This is a genomic window from Flaviaesturariibacter aridisoli (assembly GCF_004343705.1).
Taxonomy (GTDB): Bacteria; Bacteroidota; Bacteroidia; order Chitinophagales; family Chitinophagaceae; genus Flavisolibacter; species Flavisolibacter aridisoli.
Genome location: NZ_SKFH01000083.1, coordinates 1 through 26,620, shown reverse-complemented (window position 1 = coordinate 26,620; position 26,620 = coordinate 1). Strand labels below are relative to the sequence as shown.

The 26,620-nt window shown below is 60.4% G+C and carries 15 protein-coding genes; 4 read left to right on the top strand and 11 right to left on the bottom strand.

Features of this window, described 5'->3' with window-relative positions; translation table 11 throughout:
• Window positions 1–522: T9SS type B sorting domain-containing protein (locus tag E0486_RS18525; RefSeq protein ID WP_165917418.1), on the top strand; the 522-nt coding region annotated here is incomplete at its 5' end.
• A 128-nt stretch (window positions 523–650) separates the two neighbouring features.
• Here E0486_RS18525 and E0486_RS18520 read toward each other — a convergent pair.
• The gene (locus E0486_RS18520) at window positions 651–1,337 is read right to left on the bottom strand and encodes a helix-turn-helix transcriptional regulator (RefSeq protein WP_131854545.1); all 687 of its coding nucleotides are present in this window, start codon (window positions 1,335–1,337) and stop codon (window positions 651–653) included.
• Window positions 1,338–1,588: 251 nt separating this feature from the next.
• Here E0486_RS18520 and E0486_RS18515 point away from each other — a divergent pair, with 251 nt between their 5' ends.
• The gene (locus tag E0486_RS18515) at window positions 1,589–6,727 is read left to right on the top strand and encodes a delta-60 repeat domain-containing protein (RefSeq protein WP_131854543.1); all 5,139 of its coding nucleotides are present in this window, start codon (window positions 1,589–1,591) and stop codon (window positions 6,725–6,727) included.
• Between the two features lie 92 nt (window positions 6,728–6,819).
• Here E0486_RS18515 and E0486_RS18510 read toward each other — a convergent pair whose 3' ends face one another.
• The 5 genes from E0486_RS18510 to E0486_RS18490 form a co-directional block, all read right to left on the bottom strand.
• Window positions 6,820–7,452 (bottom strand): response regulator transcription factor, encoded by a 633-nt coding sequence (locus tag E0486_RS18510; protein ID WP_131854541.1) that lies wholly within the window; start codon window positions 7,450–7,452, stop codon window positions 6,820–6,822.
• Complete coding sequence (locus tag E0486_RS18505; RefSeq protein WP_131854539.1) at window positions 7,449–10,265, bottom strand: sensor histidine kinase; 2,817 nt, start codon at window positions 10,263–10,265, stop codon at window positions 7,449–7,451. Before E0486_RS18505 ends, E0486_RS18510 begins: the two co-directional genes overlap by 4 nt.
• A gap of 12 nt (window positions 10,266–10,277) precedes the next feature.
• Window positions 10,278–13,115, bottom strand: coding sequence for a sensor histidine kinase (locus E0486_RS18500; RefSeq protein ID WP_131854537.1), 2,838 nt, complete (start codon window positions 13,113–13,115; stop codon window positions 10,278–10,280).
• Window positions 13,116–13,721: 606 nt separating this feature from the next.
• Window positions 13,722–15,902, bottom strand: coding sequence for a sensor histidine kinase (locus E0486_RS18495; protein WP_131854535.1), 2,181 nt, complete (start codon window positions 15,900–15,902; stop codon window positions 13,722–13,724).
• Between the two features lie 261 nt (window positions 15,903–16,163).
• Window positions 16,164–16,868: a hypothetical protein gene (locus E0486_RS18490; RefSeq protein WP_131854533.1), complete on the bottom strand. Its 705-nt coding sequence runs from the start codon at window positions 16,866–16,868 to the stop codon at window positions 16,164–16,166.
• A gap of 547 nt (window positions 16,869–17,415) precedes the next feature.
• Here E0486_RS18490 and E0486_RS18485 point away from each other — a divergent pair.
• Complete coding sequence (locus tag E0486_RS18485) at window positions 17,416–17,856, top strand: response regulator (RefSeq protein ID WP_131854531.1); 441 nt, start codon at window positions 17,416–17,418, stop codon at window positions 17,854–17,856.
• A 99-nt stretch (window positions 17,857–17,955) separates the two neighbouring features.
• Here E0486_RS18485 and E0486_RS18480 read toward each other — a convergent pair whose 3' ends face one another.
• The 4 genes from E0486_RS18480 to E0486_RS18465 all read right to left on the bottom strand — a co-directional run bounded on the left by E0486_RS18480 (window position 17,956) and on the right by E0486_RS18465 (window position 22,848).
• Window positions 17,956–20,025, bottom strand: a complete 2,070-nt coding sequence (locus E0486_RS18480) for a M16 family metallopeptidase (protein ID WP_131854529.1) — start codon at window positions 20,023–20,025, stop codon at window positions 17,956–17,958.
• Between the two features lie 102 nt (window positions 20,026–20,127).
• Complete coding sequence (locus tag E0486_RS18475; protein ID WP_131854527.1) at window positions 20,128–21,474, bottom strand: M16 family metallopeptidase; 1,347 nt, start codon at window positions 21,472–21,474, stop codon at window positions 20,128–20,130.
• 108 nt (window positions 21,475–21,582) lie between these two features.
• Window positions 21,583–22,008: a four helix bundle protein gene (locus tag E0486_RS18470; protein ID WP_207906297.1), complete on the bottom strand. Its 426-nt coding sequence runs from the start codon at window positions 22,006–22,008 to the stop codon at window positions 21,583–21,585.
• A 258-nt stretch (window positions 22,009–22,266) separates the two neighbouring features.
• Window positions 22,267–22,848 (bottom strand): RNA polymerase sigma factor, encoded by a 582-nt coding sequence (locus E0486_RS18465; protein WP_131854525.1) that lies wholly within the window; start codon window positions 22,846–22,848, stop codon window positions 22,267–22,269.
• A gap of 226 nt (window positions 22,849–23,074) precedes the next feature.
• On the opposite strand from E0486_RS18465, the gene uvrA reads away from it, so the two are divergent.
• Window positions 23,075–25,936: an excinuclease ABC subunit UvrA gene (gene uvrA / locus E0486_RS18460; RefSeq protein ID WP_131854523.1), complete on the top strand. Its 2,862-nt coding sequence runs from the start codon at window positions 23,075–23,077 to the stop codon at window positions 25,934–25,936.
• Window positions 25,937–25,976: 40 nt separating this feature from the next.
• On the opposite strand, the gene E0486_RS18455 is transcribed toward uvrA, so the two are convergent.
• Window positions 25,977–26,620: IS5 family transposase (locus tag E0486_RS18455; protein ID WP_131853817.1), on the bottom strand; the 644-nt coding region annotated here is incomplete at its 5' end.

The window sequence follows — 26,620 nt, the reverse complement described above, 5'->3', positions numbered from 1 at the left end:
ATCGAAGCACCGCTGCCGGGTCAGCGCCTGGCCACGCAGGACGTGGTCAGCGGCCGCGCCACGGAGCTCCATGCCCGCAACCTGCCCAATGGCCGGTATAGCTGGACGCCCGCCACGGGCCTCAGCAACCCCTTCATCTGGTACCCGGTGGCCACCCTCAGCCAGCAGCAGGAATACCGCATCCAGGTATCCTTCGCTTCGGGTTGCGTCACGGTGGATACCCTGCTGGTGCGCGTTCAGAAAGGCGACGACATCTTCGTTCCCACGGCCTTCTCGCCCGACGGCGACGGCGTGAACGATCTGCTGAAGCCGATCACCGTGGGCCTGACCACCTTCCGCTACTTCCGCGTGTATGACCAGCTGGGCCGCGAGGTGTTTGCCACTACGGCCATCAACCAGGGCTGGGACGGTCGCTACAAGGGTCAGCCCCTGCGTGCCGATACCTACATCTGGGTGGCCGAAGGCCGCGACAGCAGCGGAAATATCATCCGCAGGAATGGGCAGGTGGTGCTGATGCGCTAACCCCATTGCCGGCTCCTTCCCTGGACGAAAAAGGAAAGCCCCCGGCTGCAAGGCCGGGGGCTTTCCTTTTTATGCAAAAGAGGTAGCGATGATTTTCCGCTCACGTCTCACGCCTCACGCCTCACGTTCTAGATGAGATCGAAGGCGCTGGCATAGCGGAGCAGGTCGTTACTGTGCTGGGCCTTCAGCTTGCGGCGTACGTTCTTGCGGTGGGTTTCGGCGGTGAGCACCGAGATATTCAGTTTTTCCGCGACTTCGGCGGTAGAGCAACCTTCGGCCATCAGCTTGAGCACTTCGCGTTCGCGGTCGCCGAGCGTTTCGAAGGTCTGTGCGTGCAGGTGAATGAAGTCGAGCTCCTTGAGCAACCGGTCGACCTTGCGGGTAAAGTGGCGCTCGGGGTTGAGGTGCTGGGCGAAAGCGAGCAGCGCCACCGGCGTACCCGATTCGTCCTGCACGAAAATGCGCAGGGAGCTGAGGTGCCACTGCCAGCCCGGCTCGCCGGCGAAGCGGACCTGCTGAAAGAAGGTGAGGGTTTCGGCAGGGTCGTTGCGGGCCACCAGGTCGAGCACCAGCGGCACGTATTCCGCCGCCTGCTCGGCGTTGAAGAAGCGCTCGTGGTAGGCGGCGCCCATCTCGCGGAGCTCGGCGAGCGAGGTGCCCAGCAACTGCAGTCCGCGTTGCGACATGAAGTGCACCGACCCGTCGCGGATGTCGTTGACGATCGACACACCGGGCAGGAGCTCCAGCGTTGGCCGCGCGGCTTCGATGGCCGCGTCGATCTTTTCTTGAACGGAAATGGGAAAAGGCTGTACCATGGGTAGTAGTCGGATTGGTTTGGTTGCCGGCTGTGTGAAAGCAGGAAACGTGCGCGAGCGCTATCCGTAAAAATACGGGTCTCCATCCGAAAATTACCTGTTGGCAGGTATTGCGGCAAACGAATTTTTTGTTGAATTTTACTGACACGGCCCCCTGCGACAGCGTTTTTCGCATTCCAGGCTGTCGCTCCGTCTTTGCTTTCCAGATGTTGCCCGCCATTCCGGGCGGGTTCACTGCTTAAAAACTGCTTATGCGTTCCTTCAATCTCCTGTTCGCCCTGCTCGTTATTGGTATGCAGTCCGTCCTTGCCCAAGCCGGGCGACCGGACCTGACCTTCAACCCGACCGACGCCGGTAACGGTGCGGGCGATATGTTCAACCAGATCGTATACAGCACCTATGTGCAAAGCGACAACAAGGTGCTGGTCGGCGGGCAATTCAGTACGTACAATGGGCAAGCGGCGATGCGGCTGTTGCGCCTCAACAGCGATGGTACGCGCGACGAAACGTTCAATAGCGGCGGCAGCGGGCTTATAGGCACGGTGTATTGCATCACCCAGCTGAGCACCGGCAAATACCTCGTAGCAGGCACCATCACCTCCTATAATGGGACTGCACGCAATTCGATCATCCGACTGAATGCAGATGGTACCCTGGATGTCGCTTTCGATGCGGGCGTCGGTGCCAACAATTCAGTGAAAGCCATTCTTGTTCAGTCGGATGGCAAGATCGTTGTTGCCGGCGATTTTACTGCCTGGAATGGCACTGCTACCGGCTACATCAAACGGCTCACCGCAGACGGTGCGGCGGACGCAACGTTCGGTTCGGGCACGGGTGCGAACAGCGTCATTAAGACCATGGCGCAACAGGCCGATGGAAAGATCCTGCTGGGTGGATCGTTTACGAACTTCAATGGCAACAGCAAAAGCTACTTCTGCCGCCTTACTGCGGCCGGAGCCTTCGACGGAACGCTGAACAGCGGTACCGGTCCGGGTCTTTTTGTAAATCACCTCCTGGTGCGCAGCGATGGAAAGATATGGGTGGCGGGCAACTTCAGCACCTACAACGGGAGCACGCGCATCCGGATCGCACGCGTCAACAGCGACGGCTCGCTCGACGCGACCTTCACACAGGCAACCGGGGTGGACCGGCAGATCTATTCGGTGGTGCAGCAGGCGGATGGCAAGCTCATTATCGGCGGAGCCTTCCTGAACCACAACACCACTACCCGGCAATTCATCGCACGCCTCAACACGGATGGAGCCCTCGATGCAACCTATGTACCTCCAACGGGAACAGGCGGAGACGTTAATACCGTGGCACTCCAGGGAACATCGATCATCGCCGGTGGATCGTTCAGCACCTTCGGCGGAAGAAAGCGCGGCTTCCTGACACGCCTCACATCGACCGCAGCAGTGGATATGACCTTTAACACACCCTCCGGCGCCGATGACCTCGTGCAATCGGTTGTAGCACTGGCAAGTGGTAAATACCTGGTTGGCGGTAGCCTGACAAGCTACAATGGCATACCGGCAACGGGCATTGCCTGTTTGAAAAGCGATGGCACGATTGAGAGCGCTTTCGCATCAGGCACCGGAACGGTTGGAGCCATTACGCAGTTCCTGCAGCAGCCGGATGGCAAAGTGCTGATCTGCGGCAGCATTCAGCAATACAACGGCAGCACCGCCAACTCGGTAGCCCGTATTAATACGGATGGAACGATCGATAACACATTCAGTTCGGGCAGCGGCAACGTAGCTTCGGTAACGTACCGAATGCTGCTGCAGCCCGACGGAAAGGTCATCATCGGCGGAACCTTTACCACGTTTGCGGGACAAAGCCGGGCCTATATCGCGCGGTTGACCAGTACGGGATCGGTAGACCTTAGTTTCAATGCCACGGGTGTGATTACGGGACAAGTGCGCGCGCTGGCGCTGCAGCCGGACGGTAAAATTCTCGTTGGGGGCACTACCGGGTCCACATCCAATACCACCAAGACAGCCTATATCAAACGACTCAATGCGGACGGCACGCTTGATGCCACCTTTACGGCCGGTGTTCCTATATATTTTTCCGGTACCAGCGGGTCGTGTACCGTATCCGCCATCGGTTTGCAAAGCTCCGGGAGGGTCTATATCGGCGGTGATTTTACCTTTTATAACGGCACGAATAATCCCTGTACCGGCCTGGCCGTCCTTAATGCGGACGGAAGCTTTTACCAAGGTGGTTTTACGGGTGCCACCGTCAGCAGCATCGCCGTGCAGCCCAACGGTCGTGCGATCATCGCCGGAACCTTTACCTTGGTGGACAATGTAGCACGCAACGGCATCGCGCGGGTGCTTGCCGACGGCAGCCTCGACGCGAGCTTCGATCCGGGTAGCGGCGCGCAGGGTATTTTCGCGGTGGCCCTGCAAGCCGACGGCAAGGCGATCATCGGGGGCAACTTTACTTCTTACAACGGTACGGGTCGAAACCGCGTGGCCCGGCTGCAGGAATATTTGGCTACGCCGGGCAGCATCAGCCCTGCCAGCTATTGCGCCGGTGCCGCCATTGCGGTCCCTTTTACCGTGAATCAAAGCTTCACTGCCGGCAACGTATTTACACTGCAGCTTAGTGATCCCACGGGTAGCTTCAGCAATCCCACGGAAATCGGAAGCCTGCCGGGCACCGCTGCAGGAACGATCAATGGTACTATTCCCGTTACCGCTGCTTCAGGCAATGGCTACAAAGTACGCGTCGTGAGTTCCGGCCCGTTGTCGGTGGGAGAAGGCAGCAGTGCTCTGCAGGTAACGGGCCGGCCCGATGCCGGGACGATCGTTTACGCCAAAGCGGCTTACTGCGCCAGTGACGATGCGGCGTTGCCGGCGTTGAGCGGGCAGGCGGGGGGCATGTTCAGCGCTTCCCCGGCCGGGCTGAGCCTCGATGCCAATACGGGCCAGGTTGTGCCTGCGAGCTCCGTACCCGGCACCTATCAGCTGACTTATACGATGGCAGCAAACGGATGCTTTGCAGCCGTGTCCACCAACACGTCGTTGACCGTTAATGCCGCTCCATCGGCCACTATCACTTATCCCACGTCGCCCTTCTGCGTTTCGACAGGCAGCGGCTCCGTTTCGCTTTCGGGAACTCAAGGCGGTGTTTTCAGTGCAACACCCGCTGGCCTTTCCATTAATGCAATTTCGGGAGACTTTTCTCCTTCCAGTTCCACGCCGGGTACTTATACGGTTACCTACAGTATCGCCGCATCGGGGGGCTGCAGTGCGTACAGCAGGACCGCCAGCGTCACGATCTCCGCTGCGGCCGACGCCAGCATCAGCTACCCAGGCAGTCCCTACTGCGTGAGCACGGGAACAGTGGACGCCACGCTGACCGGCACTATGGGCGGCAGCTTCCAATCCACTTCGGGACTTTCGATCGATGCGGTGAGCGGAAGTATCAATACGATCGCCTCCACGCCCGGTAGCTACACAGTCACGTATGCCGTTGCTGCCGGGGGAAATTGCCCGTCGTTCAGCACGCAGGCCGCGGTGGTCATCAGCAGCGCAGCCTCGGCAAGTATCAGTTATAGCGCAAATTCCTTTTGCCAGAACTCGGGCGAGCAAGGTGCAACCCGCGTGGGTACGGCCGGCGGCACGTTCAGCGCTGCCCCTTCCGGTTTGGCCATCAACAGCGGTTCCGGCGCGATCAACACGAATCTTTCGCAGCCGGGTGTGTATACCATCACTTATTCGGTTGCGGCCGCCAACGGCTGCAGCAGCTTCAGCAGTAGTACGCAGGTCACGATCATCCAGGCGTTCGCCGCCACCATCGCTTACCCGGGAAGTCCGTACTGCTTGGCAACTGGCACGGCTCCTGTATTTCTGAGCGGTACCAATGGTGGTAGCTTCTCGGCTATTCCCGCTGGCCTTTCCATCGATCCGGTCAGTGGCGCCATCGACCTGGCGGCCTCCGCTAGCGGTATTTATACGGTAACGTACGGAACGAGCAGCGGCTGCGGTGCGGCCGGTAATACCCAAGTGGCCATTCGTCCGGGCAGCGCATTATTGTCGGCGCCGAACCAGGTGTATTGCTCCGGCATGCTCACTACGCCGCCGCCTTTCGCCGTCGTACCGGGCTTTACCTACAGTTGGACAAACAGCAACCCCGGAATTGGTCTTGCCACATCCGGCCTCGGCGACCTGCCGCCGTTCGTAACACAAAATCAAAGCGCCACAGCCGCCTACGCCGTCATTGCCGTTTATGGATCGGGTGGAAGCGGCTGCAGTTTCAAACAGCAGTCCTTTCGTATCACGGTGCAGCCGCAACCTTCGGTGAGCAATGCTCCTGCCGATGCTGCGCTGTGCGCCGGTACCCAGGTTGGTGACCAGACCTTCACAGGACCCGTTGCGGGCACTTTATACACCTGGACCAACAGCAACCCGGCCATCGGAGCCGGCGCAGGCGGCTCCAACAGCATCGGGGCATTTACTGCGCAGAATAACACGGGTGCCGCGGCTCAGGCAACGATCTCCGTAACGCCTTTCGCCAACGGTTGCGCTGGCGGGACGATCACTTATACCTACACGGTTTCGCCTTCGGCCGGTAGCATCTCTTACCCGCAGAGCACCTATTGCCAGTACGCCTGGGCGTATGTTCGCCGGAGCGGGTCCGCGGGCGGAGTCTATACGGCATCGCCGGCAGGACTTGCGTTGAACGCCGTGGATGGATCCATCAACCTGGGTGCATCGGTGCCTGGAACCTACCATGTATTTTATACGGTGAGCGCAACGGGCGGTTGCAGTGCATCGGCATCCACCGTATTAACCATCAACCCCCAAGCAACGGTGAATCCCATCGGCAACCAGGTTTTCTGTAGCGGTATACCCACGCCGGCAATTCCTTTTGCCGGCACGGCCACCTCGTTCAGCTGGACCAACGACAACGCCTCGATCGGCCTCGCCGCTGCGGGCACGGGCACGAGCCTGCCGTCGTTTACAACGGTCAACCCCGGCCCCGGCCCACGCTACGCCTATATCAAGGTAACGCCGCTGGGCAATGGTAGCAGCACTTGTCCCGGTAAGCTTATCGCCTTCCGTATTACGGTCAACCCTTGCGGCACGATAACGCAAAGCGGAAACACAGGAGGCGGCGCCCAGACGCTGCGTACCGCCCTCACGCTCAGTCCCAACCCGGTGTCTGGCGATGTGTTGCGCGTGGGGTACAACGGCAGTGCCAAACGCCTCACCGTAGAAGTACGGAATGCCAACGGTACAACGCTGCTCAAAGGCTTGCAACTGAAGGGGGCGTCGGCCTCTGTGTTTGTCGGCCTGCTGCACCCCGGCACCTATCACCTCGTGGTCGGGGACGAGGAAAGCGGTGTGCAAACGACGCTGCCGTTTGTGAAATTGTAGAACCCATCCTATAACAGCCCACCCGGGCATACAAAAGCCCCGGACCTTTCCGTCCGGGGCTTTTGCTTATTCACGATTGACGATTCACGTCCTCACATCCCCGCATCTCCCTTCCGCCACTTGTTCACGGCTTCCATTTTGTTTTGCACGTGGAGCTTTGCATAGATGTTGCGCAGGTGGGTCTTTACCGTTTCCACGCTCAGGAAGAGACGGTCGGCGATCTGCTTGTACTGAAGGCCCGCGGCCAGCAGGTTGAGCACTTCCTGCTCGCGGATGGTGAGCACCGCGGCGGGCGGGAGGTCGGCGGGCTTGCGGAAGAAAGAGATGACGCGCCGCGCAATGTAGGGCGACATCGGGGCACCACCCTGCAGCATTTCTTCCAACGCCGCGCGGATCTGCGAGGCGGAGCTGTCTTTCAGTATATATCCTTCCGCGCCGCTTTCGAGGGCCTGCATGATCTTGTCGTCGTCGTCGTGGATGCTGCACACGAGGAAACGCATCTGGCCGTGCTGCCGGCGGATGCTGCGAATGAGGTCGATGCCGCTCTGCCCGGGGAGTTGTATATCTACAATAACGATGTCGGGTGCTTCATCGAGCAATGCCGCGGCGTCTTCGGCCGAGCCGTAAATGGTGCCGAGCCGGAACTTGTCGCTCTCGGACACCACACGGGCCAGCGCCTCCTGGAAGGTTTTGCTGTCTTCTACAAGCGATACTACTGGTTTCATGCAATGCGGGTTATCGGGATGATAAAATCAATTTGCGTTCCCTCTTTGCCGGAGTGGATCTGCAGCGTTCCGCCGGCGTAAGCCATGCGTTGCTGCATGCTGCGCATGCCCGACGAAAAGGCGGTGCGGCCACCGGCTTCGGGCAACCCCGTACCGTTGTCCTGCACGGTCATGTGGAGGCGCTCTTCGTTGCACTCCAGCTGCAGGCGGCACCAGGTGGCGCCCGAGTGCTTCAGGCAGTTGTGCAGCGCTTCCTTGACGGCCAGGTGCACATGCCGGCGCACGTCGCCGGAGATGCGCAGCGGCGGCACCTCCACGGGCAGCTGCACCTGCAGCTGGATCGGCGAGGCTTCGAAGAGATGCTGCGCACCTTTCTGAATATAGAGCAGGAGCGACTCCATGGAGTCCTGCTCGGGGTTCAACGTCCAGATCACCTCGCGTGTTTTTTCCGTGAGGGAAGTGATGGACTGGTGGATTTTTTCGAGGTCGACCTGGAGGGGGCCGGGGGGCACTTTTTCGCGGGCCAGCTCGGCCAGCAGGCGCACGCCGGAGAGGGTGGCACCAAGGTCGTCGTGGATCTCGGCGGAGATGCGCTGGCGCTCGTGCTCCACGGCCAGCATTTTTTCGTAGCGCGTGCGCTGGCGGCGGGCGCGGCGGCGCTGCCCGTAAAGGCCCAGCAGGAAGAAGAGCGTAGTGAGGAGTGCTACCATCAGCAGGCGCGCCCACCAGGTGCCCCACCAGGGCGGGTTGATCGTAAACGAATAACGCACCTCGGGAGCCAGGGGCGTGCCGTTGCCGTTGACGGCGATGGCGGTAAATGTATACGTGCCGGGCGAGAGGTTGATGAAAGTAAAAGAACTCTGACCTTCCGGCGACAGCAGCCAGCTGCAGTTGCTTTCCGGGCAAAGTCGGTAGCGGTAGCGCAGGTGGTCGCTGGAGGTGAACCAGGGCGTGGACAGGCTGATGCTGACATTGTTTTGCCGGTGGCTGAACTGGTGCTGCCCGCTGGCGTTGATGCTGTCGTTGACGCGCAGGTAGTCGATGCTGGTATGGGTAACGGGCCCGGCGCTGCCGGATGGGGGCAGGCGGAAGAGGCCCTGGGTAGTGGCGGCCAGCAGGCTGCCGTCGTCGTCGAGGAGGTCGAGCACCTCCGACCCGCGGAAGGGCAGGTCGCTCAGCTCGCGGGCGTGCAGGTCGTGGCCCAGCTGCTGGATGACGTCGTCGTAAAGGACCCAGGCCGTGTTGCCGGCGATCTTGATGTCGGGCGCCGTATTGGCCTGCGGGCTGGCCGTTACGGGCAACGGCTCGAGGGCGCCGCCGGGGCGCTTTACAAAGAGGCCGCGGGTGAAGGTGGCGATCAGCAGTTCGGTGCCGAAGTTGCGGATCCGCGTGGCATACAGCGGCCCACCCTGGAACGTTAGCTTGGTGCTGTCGTGCGCGCCCCAGGCAAAGGAGCCCTTGTTAAACGACACGTAGAGCAACCCGTCGGGGCCAATGCACACCGAGCGGCAGCGGCGCAGGTTGGTGCCGGTGGGCACCAACCTGCGCAGGCTTTCGGTCTCCCGCAGAAAGCCCACATCGGTGGGCAGCACCCCCGTGGTCGTGGCGATCACCACGCGCTCCCCCGCCGTGGCTACGTCTTTCACCACCATGTTGAAATCGACTGTCGTTACGCGGCGCTGCTGCAGGTCGAGGCGGAAGCAGCCGAGGTTGCCCGCCAGCAGGTAGAGGCTGTCGGAAAGCTTCCAGATATGCTCGATAGGCCCATTGGCGGGGTTGATGCGGAATTGCGCCCGCAGCGCCCCGTTTTCCACCCAATACAAGGCACCCTGCTGGGTGCCGAGGAGATAGGTCCCGAGCCGCAACCGGCGCATTGACTTTACATAGTCGCCGGCGGCGAGGAAGGGCAGCGACAACCGTACCGCTTGCGAGTGGTAGCGGGCCAGCAGCCCGTATTTCACACTCGAGGCGAAGCTGTGTCCCTGCACGTCGCTGACGATGTTGGACAGATGGCGCCCCCCGATGCGGCGTCCTTTGCCGCTGATGCTTTGCGTGTTGGTATGGATCCACCAGTCGTCGCCATCGGTGGTCAGCGCGTTGACGTAGCTGGGCATCTGCTGCCTGTTCAGCACGACCAGGCTGTCGTTGCGCACCAGCAGTCGGTACACGAGCCCCGCCGGGTTCACCAGCATCTGCGCAGTGTCGCCGCGGGCTTCAGGCTGCAGCACATAGTCCTGCCGCTCCACGATGGTAAGGTTCGATTGGAGCTGGCGCAGCCGCTTCCCCGGCTGGTACCAGAAGAAGCCGTAGCCCGGCGACAAAAGGAGTACGCCTCCCGGCAGCGCTGTCAGCGAGGTGGTTTCGGTCATCGGGTATAAGCGCACCTGCATGTCTGCCGTGCGGCAGGTAAAGAAGCCGCGCACGGAGGTAGCCACGAGCTCGTCGCCGCTGATGGCGATGCGGGGGAAATAGCGCTCCTGCCGGAAGTCGTAGCCCCCAAGCAGTTGCAGGCTGTTGCTGTCGGTATAAAAGATCTGTCCTTCGAAGTTGTGGCACCAGATGCGTCCCTGCCGGTCTTCGCAGAGGTCGGTCACGGCGCGGCCATTTTGCAGCGGGTTGCTGTAGTGCACAAAGCTGCGCCCATCGTAGCGGCTGAGGCCGGCATTGTGCGCCACCCAAAGGTGACCCTTGCGGTCGCGCAGCAGGTCGTAGGCCTCGTTGGAAGGAAGCCCGGGCACCGGCGTCCATGCATCCTCCTGCGCTTCAGCGCAGCAGGTAAGCAGGAGGAGGAGCAGGTACAGAATTCCTTTCATAGGACGTGGAAGTTAGCCGTTGTTTTGGTGAAGAGGAATCATAAAATCGATTTCCGTTCCCTCCTTGCCGGAGTGGATCTGCAGCGTTCCGCCGGCGTAAGCCATGCGTTGCTGCATGCTGCGCATGCCCGACGAAAAGGCGGTGCGGCCACCGGCTTCGGGCAACCCCGTACCGTTGTCCTGCACGGTCATGTGGAGGCGCTCTTCGTTGCACTCCAGCTGCAGGCGGCACCAGGTGGCGCCCGAGTGCTTCAGGCAGTTGTGCAGCGCTTCCTTCACGGCCAGGTGTACGTGCCGGCGCACGTCGCCGGAGATGCGCAGAGGCGGCACCTCCACGGGCAGCTGCACCTGCAGCTGGATCGGCGAGGCTTCGAAGAGATGCTGCGCACCTTTCTGAATATAAAGCAGGAGCGACTCCATGGAGTCCTGCTCGGGGTTCAACGTCCAGATCACCTCGCGTGTTTTTTCCGTGAGGGAAGTGATGGACTGGTGGATCTTTTCGAGGTCGACCTGGAGGGGGCCGGGGGGCACTTTTTCGCGGGCCAGCTCGGCCAGCAGGCGCACGCCGGAGAGGGTGGCACCAAGGTCGTCGTGGATCTCGGCGGAGATGCGCTGGCGCTCGTGCTCCACGGCCAGCATTTTTTCGTAGCGCGTGCGCTGGCGGCGGGCGCGGCGGCGCTGCCCGTAAAGGCCCAGCAGGAAGAAGAGCGTAGTGAGGAGTGCTACCATCAGCAGGCGCGCCCACCAGGTGCCCCACCAGGGCGGGTTGATCGTAAACGAATAGCGCACCTCGGGGGCCAGGGGCGTGCCGATCGTATTCACCGCTTCGGCCGAAAACGTATAGGAGCCCGGCGGCAGGTTGATGAACGAGAAGGAACGTTGTCCTTCATCCGACATGAGCCAGGCGCAGTTGCCGTCCTCGCGGCTGCACAAGCGGTAGCGGTAGCGGAGCCGGTCGTGGCCGGCAAACCAGGGTGTGGCCACATCGATGGAAAAGGTGTTCTCCTGGTGGCGGAAGCTGCTGCGGCCGACCACGTTGCCGGCGCTGTCGTTGACGCGGATGTTATCGATAACGCTGTGCGTGGCGGTGATGCCGGGGCCGCTGTGGCGGGGCAGGAGGTAAAGACCTTTTTCCGTGGCCACCACCAGCGAGTCGGGCCGCTCCAGCAGGTCGAGCACCTCGGCACCCCTGAAGGGCAGCCCGTTCACGTCGCGCACGTGTAGCTGCGGATCGAGCTCCTGCACCTGGTCTTCATACACGATCCAGGCGGTGCTGCCCGACACCTTCAGCTCGGGCACCGCGTTGGCCATGCCCTCCGGCATGCTCAGCACGGTCTTCAACCGGCCATTGTCGTATTGCAACAGGCCTTTGTTGAAAGTGGCAATGAGCACCTTGCCGGCAAAGTTGCGCACGCGAGTTGTATACAGGCGGGTGCCTTCGAAAGTCAGGTTGCCGCTGTCGCGGCCCCGCCAGAAAAAGAGCCCGCTGTTGAAGGAAGCGAAGAGCGTGCCGTCGGGTCCGAGGCAGGCCGTACGCGTGCGGCGCCAGTCCTGGTTGAACGGGTGCGCGTAGCTGGTCGTCCGGGCCGTGGCCAGTTCGGTGGGCGTGAGTTCCAGTACGCCGTAGCTGGTGGCGATCACCGCCCGGTTGCCCTTAATCGAAATGTCGCGTATCTGCACAAAGGTGTCGAGCACGTACATCTGGTGCCGTTGCAGGTTGAGGCGGTGCAGGCCGGTGGCCGTAGTCACGAGGTAGAGGCTGTCGTTGAGCGGGTAAAATTTTTGCACCGCGCGGAACGACGGGTCGAGGCGGAACCTTCCGGTGATGCGGCCCCGATCGCGCAGGTAAACATAACCCTGCTGCGTGCCGAACAGTTCGGTTCCGGCGGCCGACACGCTGAGGGTCCGGATGTAGTCGCCTTTTTCCAGGAAGGAGGGCACCCGAAGCGCGGCGGCGGCGGGCGTAGCGGCCAGCAGTCCGCGACGAAGGCTACTGAAAAAGCGGTGTCCCTGGATGTCGGATAAAGCGTTGGTCAGCGCCTGGTTGTTGATGACCTGCCCCTTGCTGCTGCGACTCGTGGTGTTGGTGTGCACCCACAGTTCACCCCGGTCGATGGTGATGGTGTTGATGAAGCCGCCGGCGTGCTGTGCTCCCGACACCTGCACCGAATCGCCGCTCACGCGGAGCTTGTAGTAGGTTCCCTGCGGGTTGATGACAAAGTAGGCGGTATCGTTGAGCGATTCGGCCTGCAGGGCCGCTTCCTGTGCCTTGGGCAACCGGAGCGAACACGCGATGTGCCGGATACCTTTCCCTTTCTGGTACCACCAGAACCCGCGGTTGATGCCGGGCATCCAGGCCAGCACGCCGTTGGAAAGTACAGCGATGGAAGCCGTAGGGAAGGGCAGCTCGTAATAGTGGCATTCGAGCGTCCGGGTGTTGCAGGTAAAAAGACCTTTGCTGGAGCTGGATACAAGCTCGTCGCCGAGGAGGCCGATCCTTGGGAAGGCCGACTCTTCGTTGTAGCGGAACGCTTCGAGCACCTGCAGCTTGTGGTGCTCGATGTAGAGGATCTGTCCTTCGAAGTTGTGGCACCAGATGCGTCCCTGCCCGTCTTCGCAGAGGTCGGTCATCGCGCGGCCGTTTTGCCGCGGGTTGCCGAAGCTCACCATCCGCTGCCCGTCGTAGCGGCTGATGCCGGCGTTATGGGCCAGCCAGAGAAAACCGTTGTGGTCGCGCAGGAGGTCATACACTTCCCGCGAGGGCACACCCGGCACCTGGTAGAGCGAGTCGGTCTGCGCCGCGGCAAGCAGCGAGCACAACAGTAAAAAGGGCAACAACAACAGGCGCATGAGCGGAAAAGCAGGGGTTGGGTGCGGGCTAAGGTAGCTAATCCGTGGCGTGCAGGCCGCGCCGGAAGCGGCTTTGCGCCGGTTGGTCCCCAAAATACCGAATTTTCGGTAGCGGCCAGGCCGGCAGGTAATGGTAAATTTGTGGACACAACGCAGGGCTTCCTTGCTTGCGGCCGGCACCTTCGGAAACCACCGCAGGTCGGCCCAGAGGTCGGCACCTAAACCAACTGTTCCCTTTTTTCCGCCATCCGGCAACTTGTTTGAGAAGCATTCCTCCGGGGGTGCTTTCTTTTTTACCGCCTGTTTCCGGGATTTTACCGCCCTTTTGGTCAACTCCACCCATAGCCGTTTACACTTAGCGGAAAATAGGTAAACTTGGTGGCATCAAACGACCATGGAAAAACGACGTTTCACACTCAGCGACGGTCAGGGCTGCTTCATCATCGGCCTGCTTTGCTCCCTTATCGTGGGCCTGGCCTATTACTTTTTAAAAGATTAAACGATGCCGATGCACGACCGCTACCGCCGCAGCGACCGCTCGCAACTGCTCCGCCTGGCATTGCTCCTGTTCCTGCTGGCCGCCACCGTATTTGTTTATTTCCTGTATCAGGACCTCGCCGCCTGATCGGTACAGGGCACGCGCACCATCAGCGAGCAGCCCTGGCCCGGGGCGGTGTCGAGTTGAAGAAAACCGTGTACGCTTTCGGCGCGCGTCATCATGTTGGTGATGCCGATGCCGTTGCTCCGGCGGCGCGGATCGAAGCCCTTGCCGTTATCCTGCACCTGCATTTCCAGCTGGCAGCCCTTGCGGGTAAACCGTATTTCTACCGCCGTGGCGCCGGCGTGCTTCAGCACGTTGGTTAATTGCTCCTGCAGGATGCGGTACACGGCGAGGTGCACGTCCTGCTCTACATCCGCGTCGTTGAGGGCTTCGGTGTCGAGCGACACCTGGAGCTGGTTGGTGGCCGCCACGGCGTTGGTGAGTTCGTGCACGGAATCGCGCAGGCGGATGTTGCCCAGCGAGGGCGCCGACAGCCGCTTCGACAGGCTCCGGATCTCGGTGATGGAGCGCTGCAGCAGGTCCACCGATTTGTTCATCAGCTCCTGCTGGTCGCCAATGCCGTCGCGCACGAGCTCGGTATAAAGCTTTACGGTCGTCAGCACCTGGTTCACGTTGTCGTGCAGCTCCTGGCTGACGAGGGCGCGCTCGCTTTCCTGGGCCTTGATGGCGGCGGCCGTGATCATTTGCTGGCGCTCGCGCATTTCTTCGTCGAGCTGCTCCTGCAGGCGCTTGCGCTCGGTGATGTCGGTGGCGATGGAAAAGAAGTGCTGCAGCTCGCCGTGCTCGTCGAACACGGGCTGGCAGGAAATGTCGGCCCAGTATACGTCCCCGTTCTTTTTGTAGTTGAGTGCTTCCACGCGGAAGGCCTTGCGGTCGGCGACGCAGGCCCGCACAAAGTGGATCACCTCGGCGTCGGTGCCGGGGCCGTCGAAGATCTCGCCGTTGGGGCGGCCGATGGCTTCGGCGGCGGTGTAGCCGGTGATGCGCGTAAAGGCTTCGTTCACCCAGATGATGCGCTGCTGCGCGTCGGAGAGGGCGACGATGTTGTTGGTCTTTTTGGCCACGAGCGACAGCTGGTCGAGCGTGCGCTCGTCGGCGCGCTGCCGCGTCACGTCGCGGAAGAACACGGTAATGCCCTTCTGGGTTGTATAGGCGTTGAGCTCAAACCAGCGGCCCGTTTTGGGGCCGTAGAAGGTCCGGTGTATGGGGGTCGGGTCGCTCTTCAGCTGCTGGTACACCTCGTATACTTCGGTGTCGCGGATGTGCGGGAAGACCTCGAAGAGGTTGTGGCCCAGCACCTCGTGGCGGCTCCGGCGCAGGATGGCTTCGGCCTGCGCATTCCAGTACACGATGCGGCCTTCGCGGCTGATGGTCACGAAAGCATCCTGCATCTGCTCCAGTACGCCCACCATGATGTCGCTCTGCTCGCGGAGCTTGCGCTCGTAGTTGCGCTGCTTTTCCTCCGTGATGCGCTTTTCGTGAATGTCCTTGATGAATACGGTAAGACCCTCGTCGGAGGGATGCACCTTGATCTGCAGCCAGTGGTGCGTTACGGGGCAGAGGTATTCCTCGATGACCGTTTCGCCGGCCAGCGCCCGAGCGTAGAAGCCGCGGTAGATCGTGCAGGCGTCCTCCGCGAAAGAGGCGAACACCGATTTATACAGGACCTCGTCGCCGGGAATACCGGTCATCTGCTCGATGGTTTTGTTCCAGTAACGAACGGTCAACTCCCGATCGAGGAAGAAGAAGCCTTCGTGCATGCGCTCGAGCACCCCGCTGAGGAGGTCGTGCTGCTGGCGGAGCGTGGTCTCGTACAGGGCTCTCTGCTCGTCGTGGCGGTGCTGCTCGGTCACATCGCGGAAAAGCACGGAGAGGCCGGAAGCAGAGGGATAAACGTCGATGGAGATCCAGGCGCTGAAGGGTTCAAACCAGGCTTCGGCCTTGGCCGGGCGGCCCGTTTGGTAGGCCTCGCGGTAGGCAACGGCGAAGGGCGAGTCTTCCATCCCCGGAAAACACTCCTGGAACGTGCGGCCGATATAGTCCTCGCGGCGGATGTTCAGGATCTGCTCGGTGCGCTCGTTGGCAAACACGAAACGCCAGTCGCGGTCGAAGGCGAAAAAACCGTCCGTGATCCGGTCGAGAAGCTCCGAGAAAAAGGGGCTTTTCTGGACCTCCAGGCCGGACCTGATGAGGTTTTCGGTACGCTCGAGAGTGGATGCCTGCATGGTTTTCAAAGGGTTATTCGAAGTAGGACGGGCAAGATACCGCCAATCAGGAAGTTTCTAATCCGGAATCAGTTGTGGTGGCCCATTCCGGCGACGAAAAAGCCCCGCGCTGGGTCGGGGCTTTTCAGGTAGTTGGGGAAACACTTTGGGGGGGCCGCCTCACCCCTGGCCTCCCGCCGAGGCGGGACAGGCTCTCTCCAAAGGAGCCGGGAATAATAAAGCCCCAGACTGCAACGTCCGGGGCTTTTTATAGGGGCTTCTTTATTCCCCTTCCCTTCCGGAAGGGGTCAGGGAATGGGTCTGCGCCGGCAGCAGCAGGTGGATGTTGGCGAATTCCTTGCAGCGCTCCACATCGCCGGGGTATTCCATGGCCACGCCGTGGCCGGCCACATGGCAAGCGAGGTCTACCGCACGACGGGCGTCGCTGACGTCGTTCTGGTCTTCCTTGCGGTCTTTACGGCTCTGGCTGCTGGTTTCCGAAAGGGCCTTCCACTGGTCGGGGTAGGCGCTGTAGCGCTGCACCAGCGCGGCGGGCAGCTGCGCGCTGTACTCCTGCGCAGCGGCCGACAGGCGCAGGAAGAGACGGGGCACTTCGCTCAGCGGGGCGTCTTTGTACTCGGAGATGCCGCCGCCGGGAAAGAATTCCCGGTAGCCGTTGCTGTCGTACCCGCCCAGGGCGCCGGCGATGGCGAGCTCGTCGGCCGCCAGCCCGTCGCGGAAGCGGTCCAGGAAGCTATGGGCGTTGCGCGTATGGCTTTTCTGGCGCTGCAGCGAGCTGTCGCCCTGGCCGATCTCCCCCTCCAGCACGGCGAGGGGCCCTTCGATCTTACGGGCCAGCGAGGTGAAGGGCTCGCGGCGGGGGCGCAGCAGGCGGGCCACCATATCGCGGGCAAAAGCGGCTTTGCGCTCGTCGGTGGTCTTTTCGTCGTTGAACAGGAGCTTGAAGGTATTTTCTACACTTTGCATAGAACGTTGATTAGGCGATTAGTTAATTGGTTGACAAGTGATTACATACTGCGAAGACTTCCGGGCAACCCGGGAAATATTTCCCACCCATACCCGGAGCGTCCGGAGGTACGTCGGAAATATTTCCGAACCAGGTGCGGACTATTCCGAGGTGTTTCGGAAATCTTTCCGGACCCTGTCGGGAGCGCCGGGAGGTACATCGGAAAGTTTTCCGGGGTAGGTCTGGATGCGCCGGAGCTGCTTCGGAAAGATTTCCCTCCTATAGCGGGCGTATCCGGGGGTAGTTCGGAAAATTTTCCGGGTCGGGCGGGCGGGGATGCAGGCGTGCCGGAAGGGGTTTCCGGAAAGGAGCGGTGGGGAAAGCAACCGTGTGTAACGGCATACGCGTTGGTTTTGGGGTGCTTTCCGGTTGGCGGGGATGGGGAACGGCGTTCCGTAGCTCAATCTAACGAAAGGTTTTGGAAAAAAGAAACGAACGCTGAGCCGGCGGGCGGAAGGGGTGAAAAAAGTGCCGGTAAAGCTGCGGCAACCTGCCTACCTTGCTGTCATGGAAAGCAACGCGGCCACGGAAAGCAACCCGATCATTATACTCGACGACGACCAGGACGACCTCGACCTGATACGCGAGGCGGCCGAGTCGTTGGGCATCACGCGCCCGATCCAGTACTTCAGCACGGGCGACGAGCTGGTGGCTTTTCTCGAGCACTCCGAACTATCGCCCTACCTGATTATCAGCGACGTTAACCTGCCGGGCGCCGACGGCTTCGCGGTGCGCAAGCGCATTACCGAGCACGCCACCCTCCGCTACAAGAGCGTGCCCTTTATCTTCTGGTCCACGAGCGCTTCGGAACGCCAGATCCAGTATGCCTACGACCTGCCGGCGCAGGGCTTCTTCGTCAAGGCCCAGAACTTTGCGGAGCTGTGCGACACCTTCCAGACCATCTTGCATTACTGGGCCAAAAGCCTGCACCCGAAAAAAGTGAGTTAAACGCATAGAAAAACCCCTCTGACGAGGGGTTTTTCTATGAACCGGTTGATGACATTAATTGATTAACCCGTTAATGGCATTAATTGATCAACCGGTTAACTATTGCATATCGCTTTCCTTCAGGCCGGTGTTCACCTTGATATCGGAGCGGTCCAGCTCCAGCTTCAGCTGGCCCTGGTCGATGACCACGTGGGTGGGGATCTGCACGCCGTTGAACGTTTTGTATTCGGAGTAGAAGGTCTGGATGAGGGCCTTCTGGCCGCCGGGCGCTTCGCGCTCTGTAACGCTCTTCACGCGGAGGCCGCTGGCGAGGTCGTAGTAGTGCGTGTTGCTTTTGCCCGAGGGGCCCTGCACCTGCACGGCTACCGCGTCTTTGCCGTTCACCTTCTCGATGTCGCCGAGGGTGAATTGATAGCCGGGTGTTTTCAGCAGGTAGGCGTCTTCGAAGAAGGCGGCCTTGGCGTTGAGGTTCTCTTTGAACGATTCTTCCGCGGGCTGCTCCTGGCCCTGGCGGGTGTTTACGTACTTGCCGTTCTTCACCTGCTGGCGCTGAAACAGCTGGCCGCCGGCGGAAATGTCCATCGAATAAGTGCCGGGCACAATGATCTTTTCGCTCACATCGAGGGCTTGCCCCATCACGCCGAGCGACCCATTGATCACAACGTCTTTCAGGGCACTCATGGCTTCGGGTTTGGCCACGGCGTCGGCGGCCTTTTGCAGCACGGACTGTGCGGTCAGGGAGGCGTCGGCCTTGCGGCTGGCGGCGGGGGCGGCCACGGGGTTGCCGTATACGTCGAAGTAGCGCACCTCACCGTATTTCTCCAGGCCCGGCGCGATCTGCTTCGCGTTGCCCACGATCACTACGACCAGGTTGCCCGGCTGCACGTATTTGTTGGCCATGGAGGTCACGGCGTCGGGGCTGACGCCGGCGAGGCGCTGCAGGTAGGTCTGGTAGTAGTCGGCGGGCAGCTTGTTGCGCGCGATATTGAGGGCGAACTGGGCGATGGTGCCGGGGCTCTCGAGCGATCGGGCGAAGGAGCCCGAGAGGTAGTTCTTCATGCGTGTCACTTCGGTGTCGCCGATGGCTTCGCCGCGGATGCGGTTGAACTCGTATACGAAGGCGCCGAGGGCGCTGTCGGTCTTCTCGTTGCGCACCGAGGCGGTGGCGGTGAAGCTGCCCACGAGGCGGTTGGGCGAAATGTTGGAATAGGCACCGTAGGTGAAGCCGTACTTCTCGCGCAGCGAGGCGAAGAGGCGTCCGGAGAAGCCACCGCCGAGGATGTTGCTCATCACCGATACCGGGATGGCGTCGGGGGTGCCGGGCCGTAGTTCTACGGGCGCGATGAATTCGATCTGGCTCTGCACCGAGGCGGGGCGGTCAACGAGGGCGATGAAGGTTTTGGCCGGCGCCTTGGGGAGGGCGTACTCCTGCTTCCGCACGGTGCCCCTCTTCCAGGCGCCGAAATACTTGTCGGTAAGCGTCTTTGCTTCGGCGGCGCTGATGTCGCCCACGAACACGAGGAAGGCGTTGTTGGGCTTCCAGTAGGTGTTCACGTAGTTGCGCACGTCGGGCACCGTGATGCTCTTGAGCGAAGCCTCGGTTTCGATGTCGCCGTAGGGATGGTCTTTGCCGTAGGCGAGGCGGTTGGCTACGTTGGTGGCGATGGCCGAGGGGTTGTCTTTCTGCTGCTGCAGGGCCGAGAGCGACTGGGTGCGGGCTTTTTCCAGCTCGGTGGCCGGGAAGCTGGGGCGCAGGATCATGTCGCTCAGGAGGGCGAACACTTTCGGGAAGTTGTTCTTCAGCGAAGAAGCCGAAGCGCTCATGCCCGATGTGCCCACGGTGGCTCCGAGGAAGTCGATGGCTTCATCGAGCTGGGCCTTGTTCATGGTCTTGGTGCCGCGGCGCATCAGCTCGCCGGCGAGGGAGGAAACGCCGGTTTTGTCGCCTTCCACGATGCCGTCCATGTCGAGCGTGAGGGTGGCGCTCACCTGGGGGATCTTGCGGTTGGTGACCACGAACACACGCAGGCCGTTGGGCAGCGTGTAGGTGGCCGGCTGTGCGATCTTGATGGCCGGCGCCGGTGCGGGCGCGGGGGCCTTGGAGCGGTCTACCTGCGCCAGTGCAACGACGGGCAGGAAGCCGAGGATATAGAGAAGAGACTTTTTCATAATAGAGAAGCTTTTTTCAAATAATGAAACTGAAGGATGCGTCAGGCGTGAGGCGTCAGGCGTGAGCAAGACGCTCACGGTTCACGGCTCACGCTTCACGATCTAGAACGTCTTGCCCGGCATTTCTTCCTTGCTGTCTTTCGGCAGGTAATACAGCACCACGCGGTTTTCCGGAACGAGGTATTTCTTCGCTACGTTGAGGAGGTCCTGGCGGGTCACCTTGTTGTATTTCTCGATCTCGGTGTTAATGAGGTTGGCGTCGCCGAAGTACACTTCGTAGTTGGCGAGGCTTTCGGCGATACCGGCCATGGTGGCGTTGGAAGTAACGAACTCGGTCGTGATCTGGTTCTTCACCTTCTGGAATTCCTTGTCCGACACCAGCGTGTTGCGGGCCACGCTCATGAGCGAGTCCATCACCTTTTCGGCGGCGGCGGGCTTCACGCCCATGTTGTTGATCGAGTAGGTAATGAACAGGCCGGCGTCTTCATTGAAGAAGGGCAGGGCGCCGGTGGCTACGGAGAGCTCGCGGTCGTCGACCATCACCTTGTTCATGCGGCTCGAGGGGCCTCCGGAGAGCAGCGTGGAGAGCATGTTGAAGGCGTAGTATTCGGGCGTGCCCTGCGCCGGGGCGCGGTAAGCCTGGATGATGGCCGGCAGCTGGATGTTGTCGCGCACCACGTCGCGCACTTCGCCGCCGAGCGGCTTCTCCTGGATCGTCGGGCGCGGGATGGGCTTCGTGCCGCGCGGGATGGGACCGAAGTAGTCGGCGATCTGCTTTTTCACGTCGGCGATGTTGAAGTCGCCGGCGATGGACAGCACGCAGTTGTTGGGTACGTAGAAGGTCTTGTAGAAATCCATGAACTCCTCGAGCTTGGCGTTGTTGAGGTGCTCCATGGAGCCGATGGGCGCCCAGCGGTAGGGATGCTCGCGGAAGGCGCGGCGCAGGATCTCGGGGAAGATGGTTCCGTAGGGCTGGTTCTCGTAGCGCTGGCGGCGTTCTTCCTTCACCACTTCGCGCTGCGTGTTGACGCCCACCTGCTCGATCTTGGCGTGCATCATGCGCTCGCTTTCGAGCCAGAGGCCCAGCTTCACCTGGTTGGAGGGCAGCAGCTCGTAGTAGAAGGTGCGGTCCTGCGAGGTGTTGGCGTTGAGGGCGCCGCCGGCGTTGGTGACGTACTTGTCGAACTCGCCGCGCTTGATGTTATCGGAGCCTTCGAAGAGCAGGTGCTCAAAGAAGTGGGCGAAGCCGGTGCGGGCCGTGTCTTCGTTCTTGGAGCCCACGTGGTAGAGGGCGGTTACGGCCACCACGGGTGCGGTGGTGTCGCGGTGCAGGATCACCTTGAGGCCGTTGGGCAAGGTGTATTTCTCGAATTGCACCTTGGGCGCCTGCGCCCCTGCCGAAACCGACAGCAGCAGCCCGGCCGACCACAGGAGGAATTGTTTTTTCATAATCAGTATTTGTGATAAGGAACGGGAACGAATGTAGCAAAGTGAAGGCAATCCGCGGTGGGCCCGGGATGAGCGGCGGGGGAATGTTTAATATTTAATGTTTAATGACTAATGTTTAAGTGGGCGGTTCCCCTGTAGGCCATTTCTTTCCGCTGTCTGTATACTGCTGACAAAAATCGAGATCAATTGCCGGTTTTCTTCCAGATCCGGCAGCAGGTCACCGTCGGGAAGCCATTCAAGCAACCGGATCATTTTCAGGTTGACAAATGTTTCTTTCAGTTCTTTCAAGCCGACTTTCATCTTATGCAGAAAGTCCGCCCTGCTTTCAGCAGCCTGAGCCTCACCGTATTGGAATGCCGGCGAGGTGCCACTCCGGGTCAATTGGCCGGAGATGTGATTCCCAGCATAGGTCTTGGGTAGTTTTCCAGCCAGGCGAATGATTGAAACTCCGAAGCGGATAAGACGATCCTCCAGATCATAACGACGCGATTCCATTTTTTTCACAAAGCTGAGACGCACGCTTCTGCCGACCATGGTGTTTTCCCCACCATCGACTGCTATTTCCCCACCGGCTCTCCTTAATCATTACTCATTATACATTAAACATTATTCATTAAAAAAAGCCCCGCAAGGGGCTTTTCAACTAGGCGCCATTCCCAAACAACTTTCCGCGGGCAAGCAAAGGGAAAGAGGACGGTCAGAGCCCGGGAATGGCAATATCGTGAGGCGTGAGGCGTGAACCGTGAATCAGGTGCGCGGCTTTCGTCACGCCTGACGGCTCACGCCGCACGATCAGAGTGCTATTTGTTTCTGCGCCATCATCTTGCGCAAGTTAATCAGGCCGTAGCGCATTCTTCCCAGCGCCGTGTTAATACTGCAGCCGGTCATGGCGGCAATCTCCTTGAAGCTCATGTCGGCATAATGCCGCAGGATGATCACCTCGCGCTGGTCTTCGGGCAACCGGTCGAGCATGAGGCGCACGCGGTGGTGGCTCTGGCTCCGGATCATCGTGTCTTCGGCCGAAGGCTCGGTGAAGTTGAGCACTTCGAAGATGTCCTGGTCGTCGCCGGTCTTGATGGTGGGGGTGCGCTTCACTTTGCGGAAGTGATCCACGCAGAGGTTGTGGGCGATGCGCATGGCCCAGGGCAGGAACTTGCCCTCGTCGGTATAGCGCCCGCTGCGCACCGTATCGATAATGCGGATGAACACATCCTGGAAGATGTCCTCGGCGAGGTACTTGTCTTTCACCAGAAAGTGAATGGAAGTATAAAGCTTGTCCTTGTGACGCAATACCAGCGTCTCGAGGGCGTTTACATTCCCGGAAATAAACAGGTTGATCAGATCCTGATCGGACAGTTTGGATAGCGTCGACATAACTTCTACGGCTAGGTTATCGAAAAAGGACGTTTACAGAGTAGAAGTTGGAGCGATAGGCCGACGGTTTGTGTTAATGATTCCGGTACTAAAATAAAGTGAATTTTAATACAAACAACGGCAGGGCTCCATCCGGAAGCGATCTTTTTGCAAAGAAAGTGTTAATCATCCTTTTGCTAAAAGGATTAGCAGCGAGTGGTAATGGTATACCTTTGCGGCACCTCTTATGAAACAGGCAAGCGCACGTAAAACGAAAACCCCCGCGGCGCCGGCACCCGCCGCCGACGGCATCTATATCAAAGGAGCCCGCGTTCACAACCTCAAGAACGTGGACGTAGCCTTTCCCCGCAACAAGCTCATCGTAGTAACGGGTGTGTCCGGCTCCGGCAAATCCTCGCTCACCATCGACACGCTGTATGCCGAAGGGCAGCGGCGCTACGCCGAAAGCCTCTCGGCCTACGTGCGGCAGTTTCTCAACCGCATGGACAAGCCCGACGTGGATTATATCCGCGGCCTGGCGCCTGCCATCGCCATCGAGCAGAAGGTGATCACCCGCACGCCGCGCTCCACCGTGGGCTCGATGACCGAGATCTACGATTACCTGCGCCTGCTTTTCGCCCGCGTGGGCCGCACGCTGTCGCCCGTGTCGGGCCGCGAGGTGCGCAAAGACGATGTCGGCGACGTGCTCGAAGCCATGCGCGTGCAGCACGAAGGCAGCAAGCTGTTCCTGCTCACGGCCTTTCGCCTCCACCGCAACCGCGACGAGCGCGAGGAGCTCAACATCCTCCTGCAAAAAGGCTTCACACGCCTCTACGTGTCGGCCCTTTCGCGCAGCCAGCAGGAAGCCCCCATCGACAGTAGTTCTACGTACCATATCGAAGACCTGCTGCAGGATGCCGAAGCATTCAGCAACGCCTTCCGCTACCCCGATAACGTATACGTGCTCATTGACCGGTTTGTGGCCCGCCCCCTCGACGAAGACGACGAGCACCGCCTCGGCGACTCCATCGGCACCGCTTTTTATGAAGGCGAAGGTGATGTGTACCTCGAAGTGGACGGCAAGCGACTGCTTAATTTCAACAACCGCTTCGAGCTCGACGGCATGCAGTTCGAAGAGCCGCAGCCCAACCTGTTTTCGTTCAACAACCCGCTCGGGGCCTGTCCCGTATGCGAAGGCTTCGCCGCGGTGCTGGGCATCGACGAAGACCTCGTGATCCCCAACAAATTGCTGTCGGTATACGAAGGCGCCGTGGCCCCCTGGAAAGGTGAGAAGCTCGGGCAGTGGCGCGAGAACTTCGTGCGCGCCGCCCGCCGCAACGGCTTCCCGGTGCACGCGCCCATCGCCGATCTTACGAAAGAGCAATACGAGCTGCTGTGGAAGGGCAATGCTTTTACCGAAGGCATCGACGATTTTTTTAAAGAAGTAGAACAGAACTTATACAAGGTGCAGTACCGCGTGCTCCTGAGCCGCTACCGGGGCCGCACCAAATGCCCCGAGTGCGAAGGCTACCGGTTGCGCAAGGAAGCCCTGTACGTAAAAATACAGGGCCGGCATATCGGCGAGCTGAGCGAGCTGCCCGTGCGCGATCTCAAGACCTGGCTCGACGACGCGCTGCCGAAGCTGAGCGAGTTTGAAAAGACGGTAGCCAAGCGCATCACCATCGAGATCACCCACCGTGTGGACACGCTGCTGAAAGTGGGCCTGGGCTACCTTACGCTCAACCGCCTCGCCAATACGCTGTCGGGCGGCGAGTCGCAGCGCATTCAGCTCACGCGCTCGCTCGGCTCCAACCTCACCAACTCGCTCTACATCCTCGACGAGCCTTCCATCGGCCTGCACCCGCGCGACACCGAAAACCTCATCTCCGTGCTCAAAGAACTGCGCGACCTCGGCAACACCGTTGTTGTTGTGGAGCACGACGAGATGATGATGCGGGAGGCCGATCACATCATCGACATGGGTCCGCTGGCGTCGCACCTCGGTGGCGAAGTAGTGGCCGAAGGCGACTACGATGCGATCATCGCCAACCCGAACAGCCTCACGGGTCAGTACCTCAGCGGCGTGCTTACAATCGATGCGCCGAAGGTGGTGCGCAAATGGAAATATTCGGTCAAGGTGGAAGGCGCGCGGCAGCACAACCTTCGCAACGTGACCGTGGAATTTCCGCTCGGCGTGCTCACCGTGGTGAGCGGCGTGAGCGGCTCGGGCAAGACCACGCTGGTGAAACATATTCTCTACCCCGCGCTGCAAAAGCTGAAGGGCGAGCTGGGTGAAAAGGTGGGACTGCACAAAGGTGTTTCGGGCGATATCGAGAGCATCACCGCCGTGGAGCTTGTGGACCAGAACCCGATCGGCAAATCGTCGCGCTCCAACCCGGTCACCTATATCCAGGCCTGGAACGGTATTCGTGACCTCTATGCATCGCAGGGCCTCTCCAAGATCCGCGGTTTTGCCGCGAAGCACTTCTCCTTCAACGTCGACGGCGGCCGCTGCGACGCCTGCAAGGGCGAGGGCGAGAAGATCGTGGAAATGCAGTTCCTCGCCGACGTGCACCTTACCTGCGAAGTGTGTGCTGGCAAGAAGTTTAAAGAGGAAGTACTCGATGTGCAATACAAAGGCAAGAACGTATTCGAAGTGCTCGAGCTGAGCGTGGACGAAGCCATCGAATTCTTTGCAGACGAGAAAAGCATCGCCGGCGCGCTGAAGCCGCTGAGCGATGTGGGGCTCGGCTATGTGAAGCTGGGACAAAGCTCCGACACGCTGTCGGGTGGCGAAGCGCAACGGGTAAAGCTCGCTTCCTTCCTCGGCAAGGGCCGAGCAGCGGGGCACATCCTGTTCATCTTCGACGAGCCCACCACGGGTCTGCACTTTCACGACATCAAAAAGCTGCTGGCTTCCTTCAACGCGCTCATTGCGCAGGGCCACAGCATCCTCGTGATCGAACACAACACCGACGTCATCCGCTGCGCCGACTGGGTGATCGACCTCGGCCCCGAGGCCGGCGATGCCGGCGGCAACCTCGTGTATGCCGGCAAGCCGGAAGGACTCCGGAAAGTTGCGGAGTCGCATACCGGAAGGTTTATTTAAGTCGAAGAAGTGTTCGGAACCGCTAAGAGGCTGTCTAAATTTAAGTCATTAGTTTTTTGAGGGTTATGTGGATGGCGCTCATCAGGAGCATGGCGCGGGACATAACGATAGTTTTTTCATAGTCCTTGGCGAGTCTTCGGTAATTGATCAACCAGGAGAAGGTTCTTTCCACCACCCATCTGACAGGAAGGGGGGAGAAGCGGTTGGAGTGTCTGCGCTGAATGAGCACCCACCGGATCCTGCCTCCTGCGGTAAAAGCCGGTGGTCCGTCGTAGCCGCCGTCGGCGACAATAGTGCGCACCGAAGGGCGGTCCTCCACATCATCGCGCAGCACGCGCGCCCCGGTCTTGTCATGAACAAAAGCGGAAGTAACGCCGGCGGCAATGACGGTGCCCTGGGTGTCCACAGCCAGGTGGCGCTTTCTTCCCTTTACCTTTTTGCCCGCATCATAACCCACCTCGTCGCCTGTGCCGGCCACGGTTTTTACCGACTGGGCATCAATGAGCAGCATCGAAGGCTCGCCGCTTCTGCCTTGCCGGCGCCGCAGCTGAATGCCCACCAGGTATAGCGCCCGGTCCAGCAGTCCGTAGCGGGCCCACTTGTTCAGGTAGTACCATACCAGGCGGTAATCGCCGTACTGCGGCGGAAGCGAGCGCCACTTGCAGCCGTTGCTCAAAAGATAAA

Coding starts and splice junctions, on each gene's coding strand:
- E0486_RS18520 (WP_131854545.1), bottom strand. CDS start 1,337: ATGGTACAGCCTTTTCCCATTTCCGTTCAAGAAAAGATCGACGCGGCC.
- E0486_RS18515 (WP_131854543.1), top strand. CDS start 1,589: ATGCGTTCCTTCAATCTCCTGTTCGCCCTGCTCGTTATTGGTATGCAG.
- E0486_RS18510 (WP_131854541.1), bottom strand. CDS start 7,452: ATGAAACCAGTAGTATCGCTTGTAGAAGACAGCAAAACCTTCCAGGAG.
- E0486_RS18505 (WP_131854539.1), bottom strand. CDS start 10,265: ATGAAAGGAATTCTGTACCTGCTCCTCCTCCTGCTTACCTGCTGCGCT.
- E0486_RS18500 (WP_131854537.1), bottom strand. CDS start 13,115: ATGCGCCTGTTGTTGTTGCCCTTTTTACTGTTGTGCTCGCTGCTTGCC.
- E0486_RS18495 (WP_131854535.1), bottom strand. CDS start 15,902: ATGCAGGCATCCACTCTCGAGCGTACCGAAAACCTCATCAGGTCCGGC.
- E0486_RS18490 (WP_131854533.1), bottom strand. CDS start 16,868: ATGCAAAGTGTAGAAAATACCTTCAAGCTCCTGTTCAACGACGAAAAG.
- E0486_RS18485 (WP_131854531.1), top strand. CDS start 17,416: ATGGAAAGCAACGCGGCCACGGAAAGCAACCCGATCATTATACTCGAC.
- E0486_RS18480 (WP_131854529.1), bottom strand. CDS start 20,025: ATGAAAAAGTCTCTTCTCTATATCCTCGGCTTCCTGCCCGTCGTTGCA.
- E0486_RS18475 (WP_131854527.1), bottom strand. CDS start 21,474: ATGAAAAAACAATTCCTCCTGTGGTCGGCCGGGCTGCTGCTGTCGGTT.
- E0486_RS18470 (WP_207906297.1), bottom strand. CDS start 22,008: ATGGTCGGCAGAAGCGTGCGTCTCAGCTTTGTGAAAAAAATGGAATCG.
- E0486_RS18465 (WP_131854525.1), bottom strand. CDS start 22,848: ATGTCGACGCTATCCAAACTGTCCGATCAGGATCTGATCAACCTGTTT.
- uvrA (WP_131854523.1), top strand. CDS start 23,075: ATGAAACAGGCAAGCGCACGTAAAACGAAAACCCCCGCGGCGCCGGCA.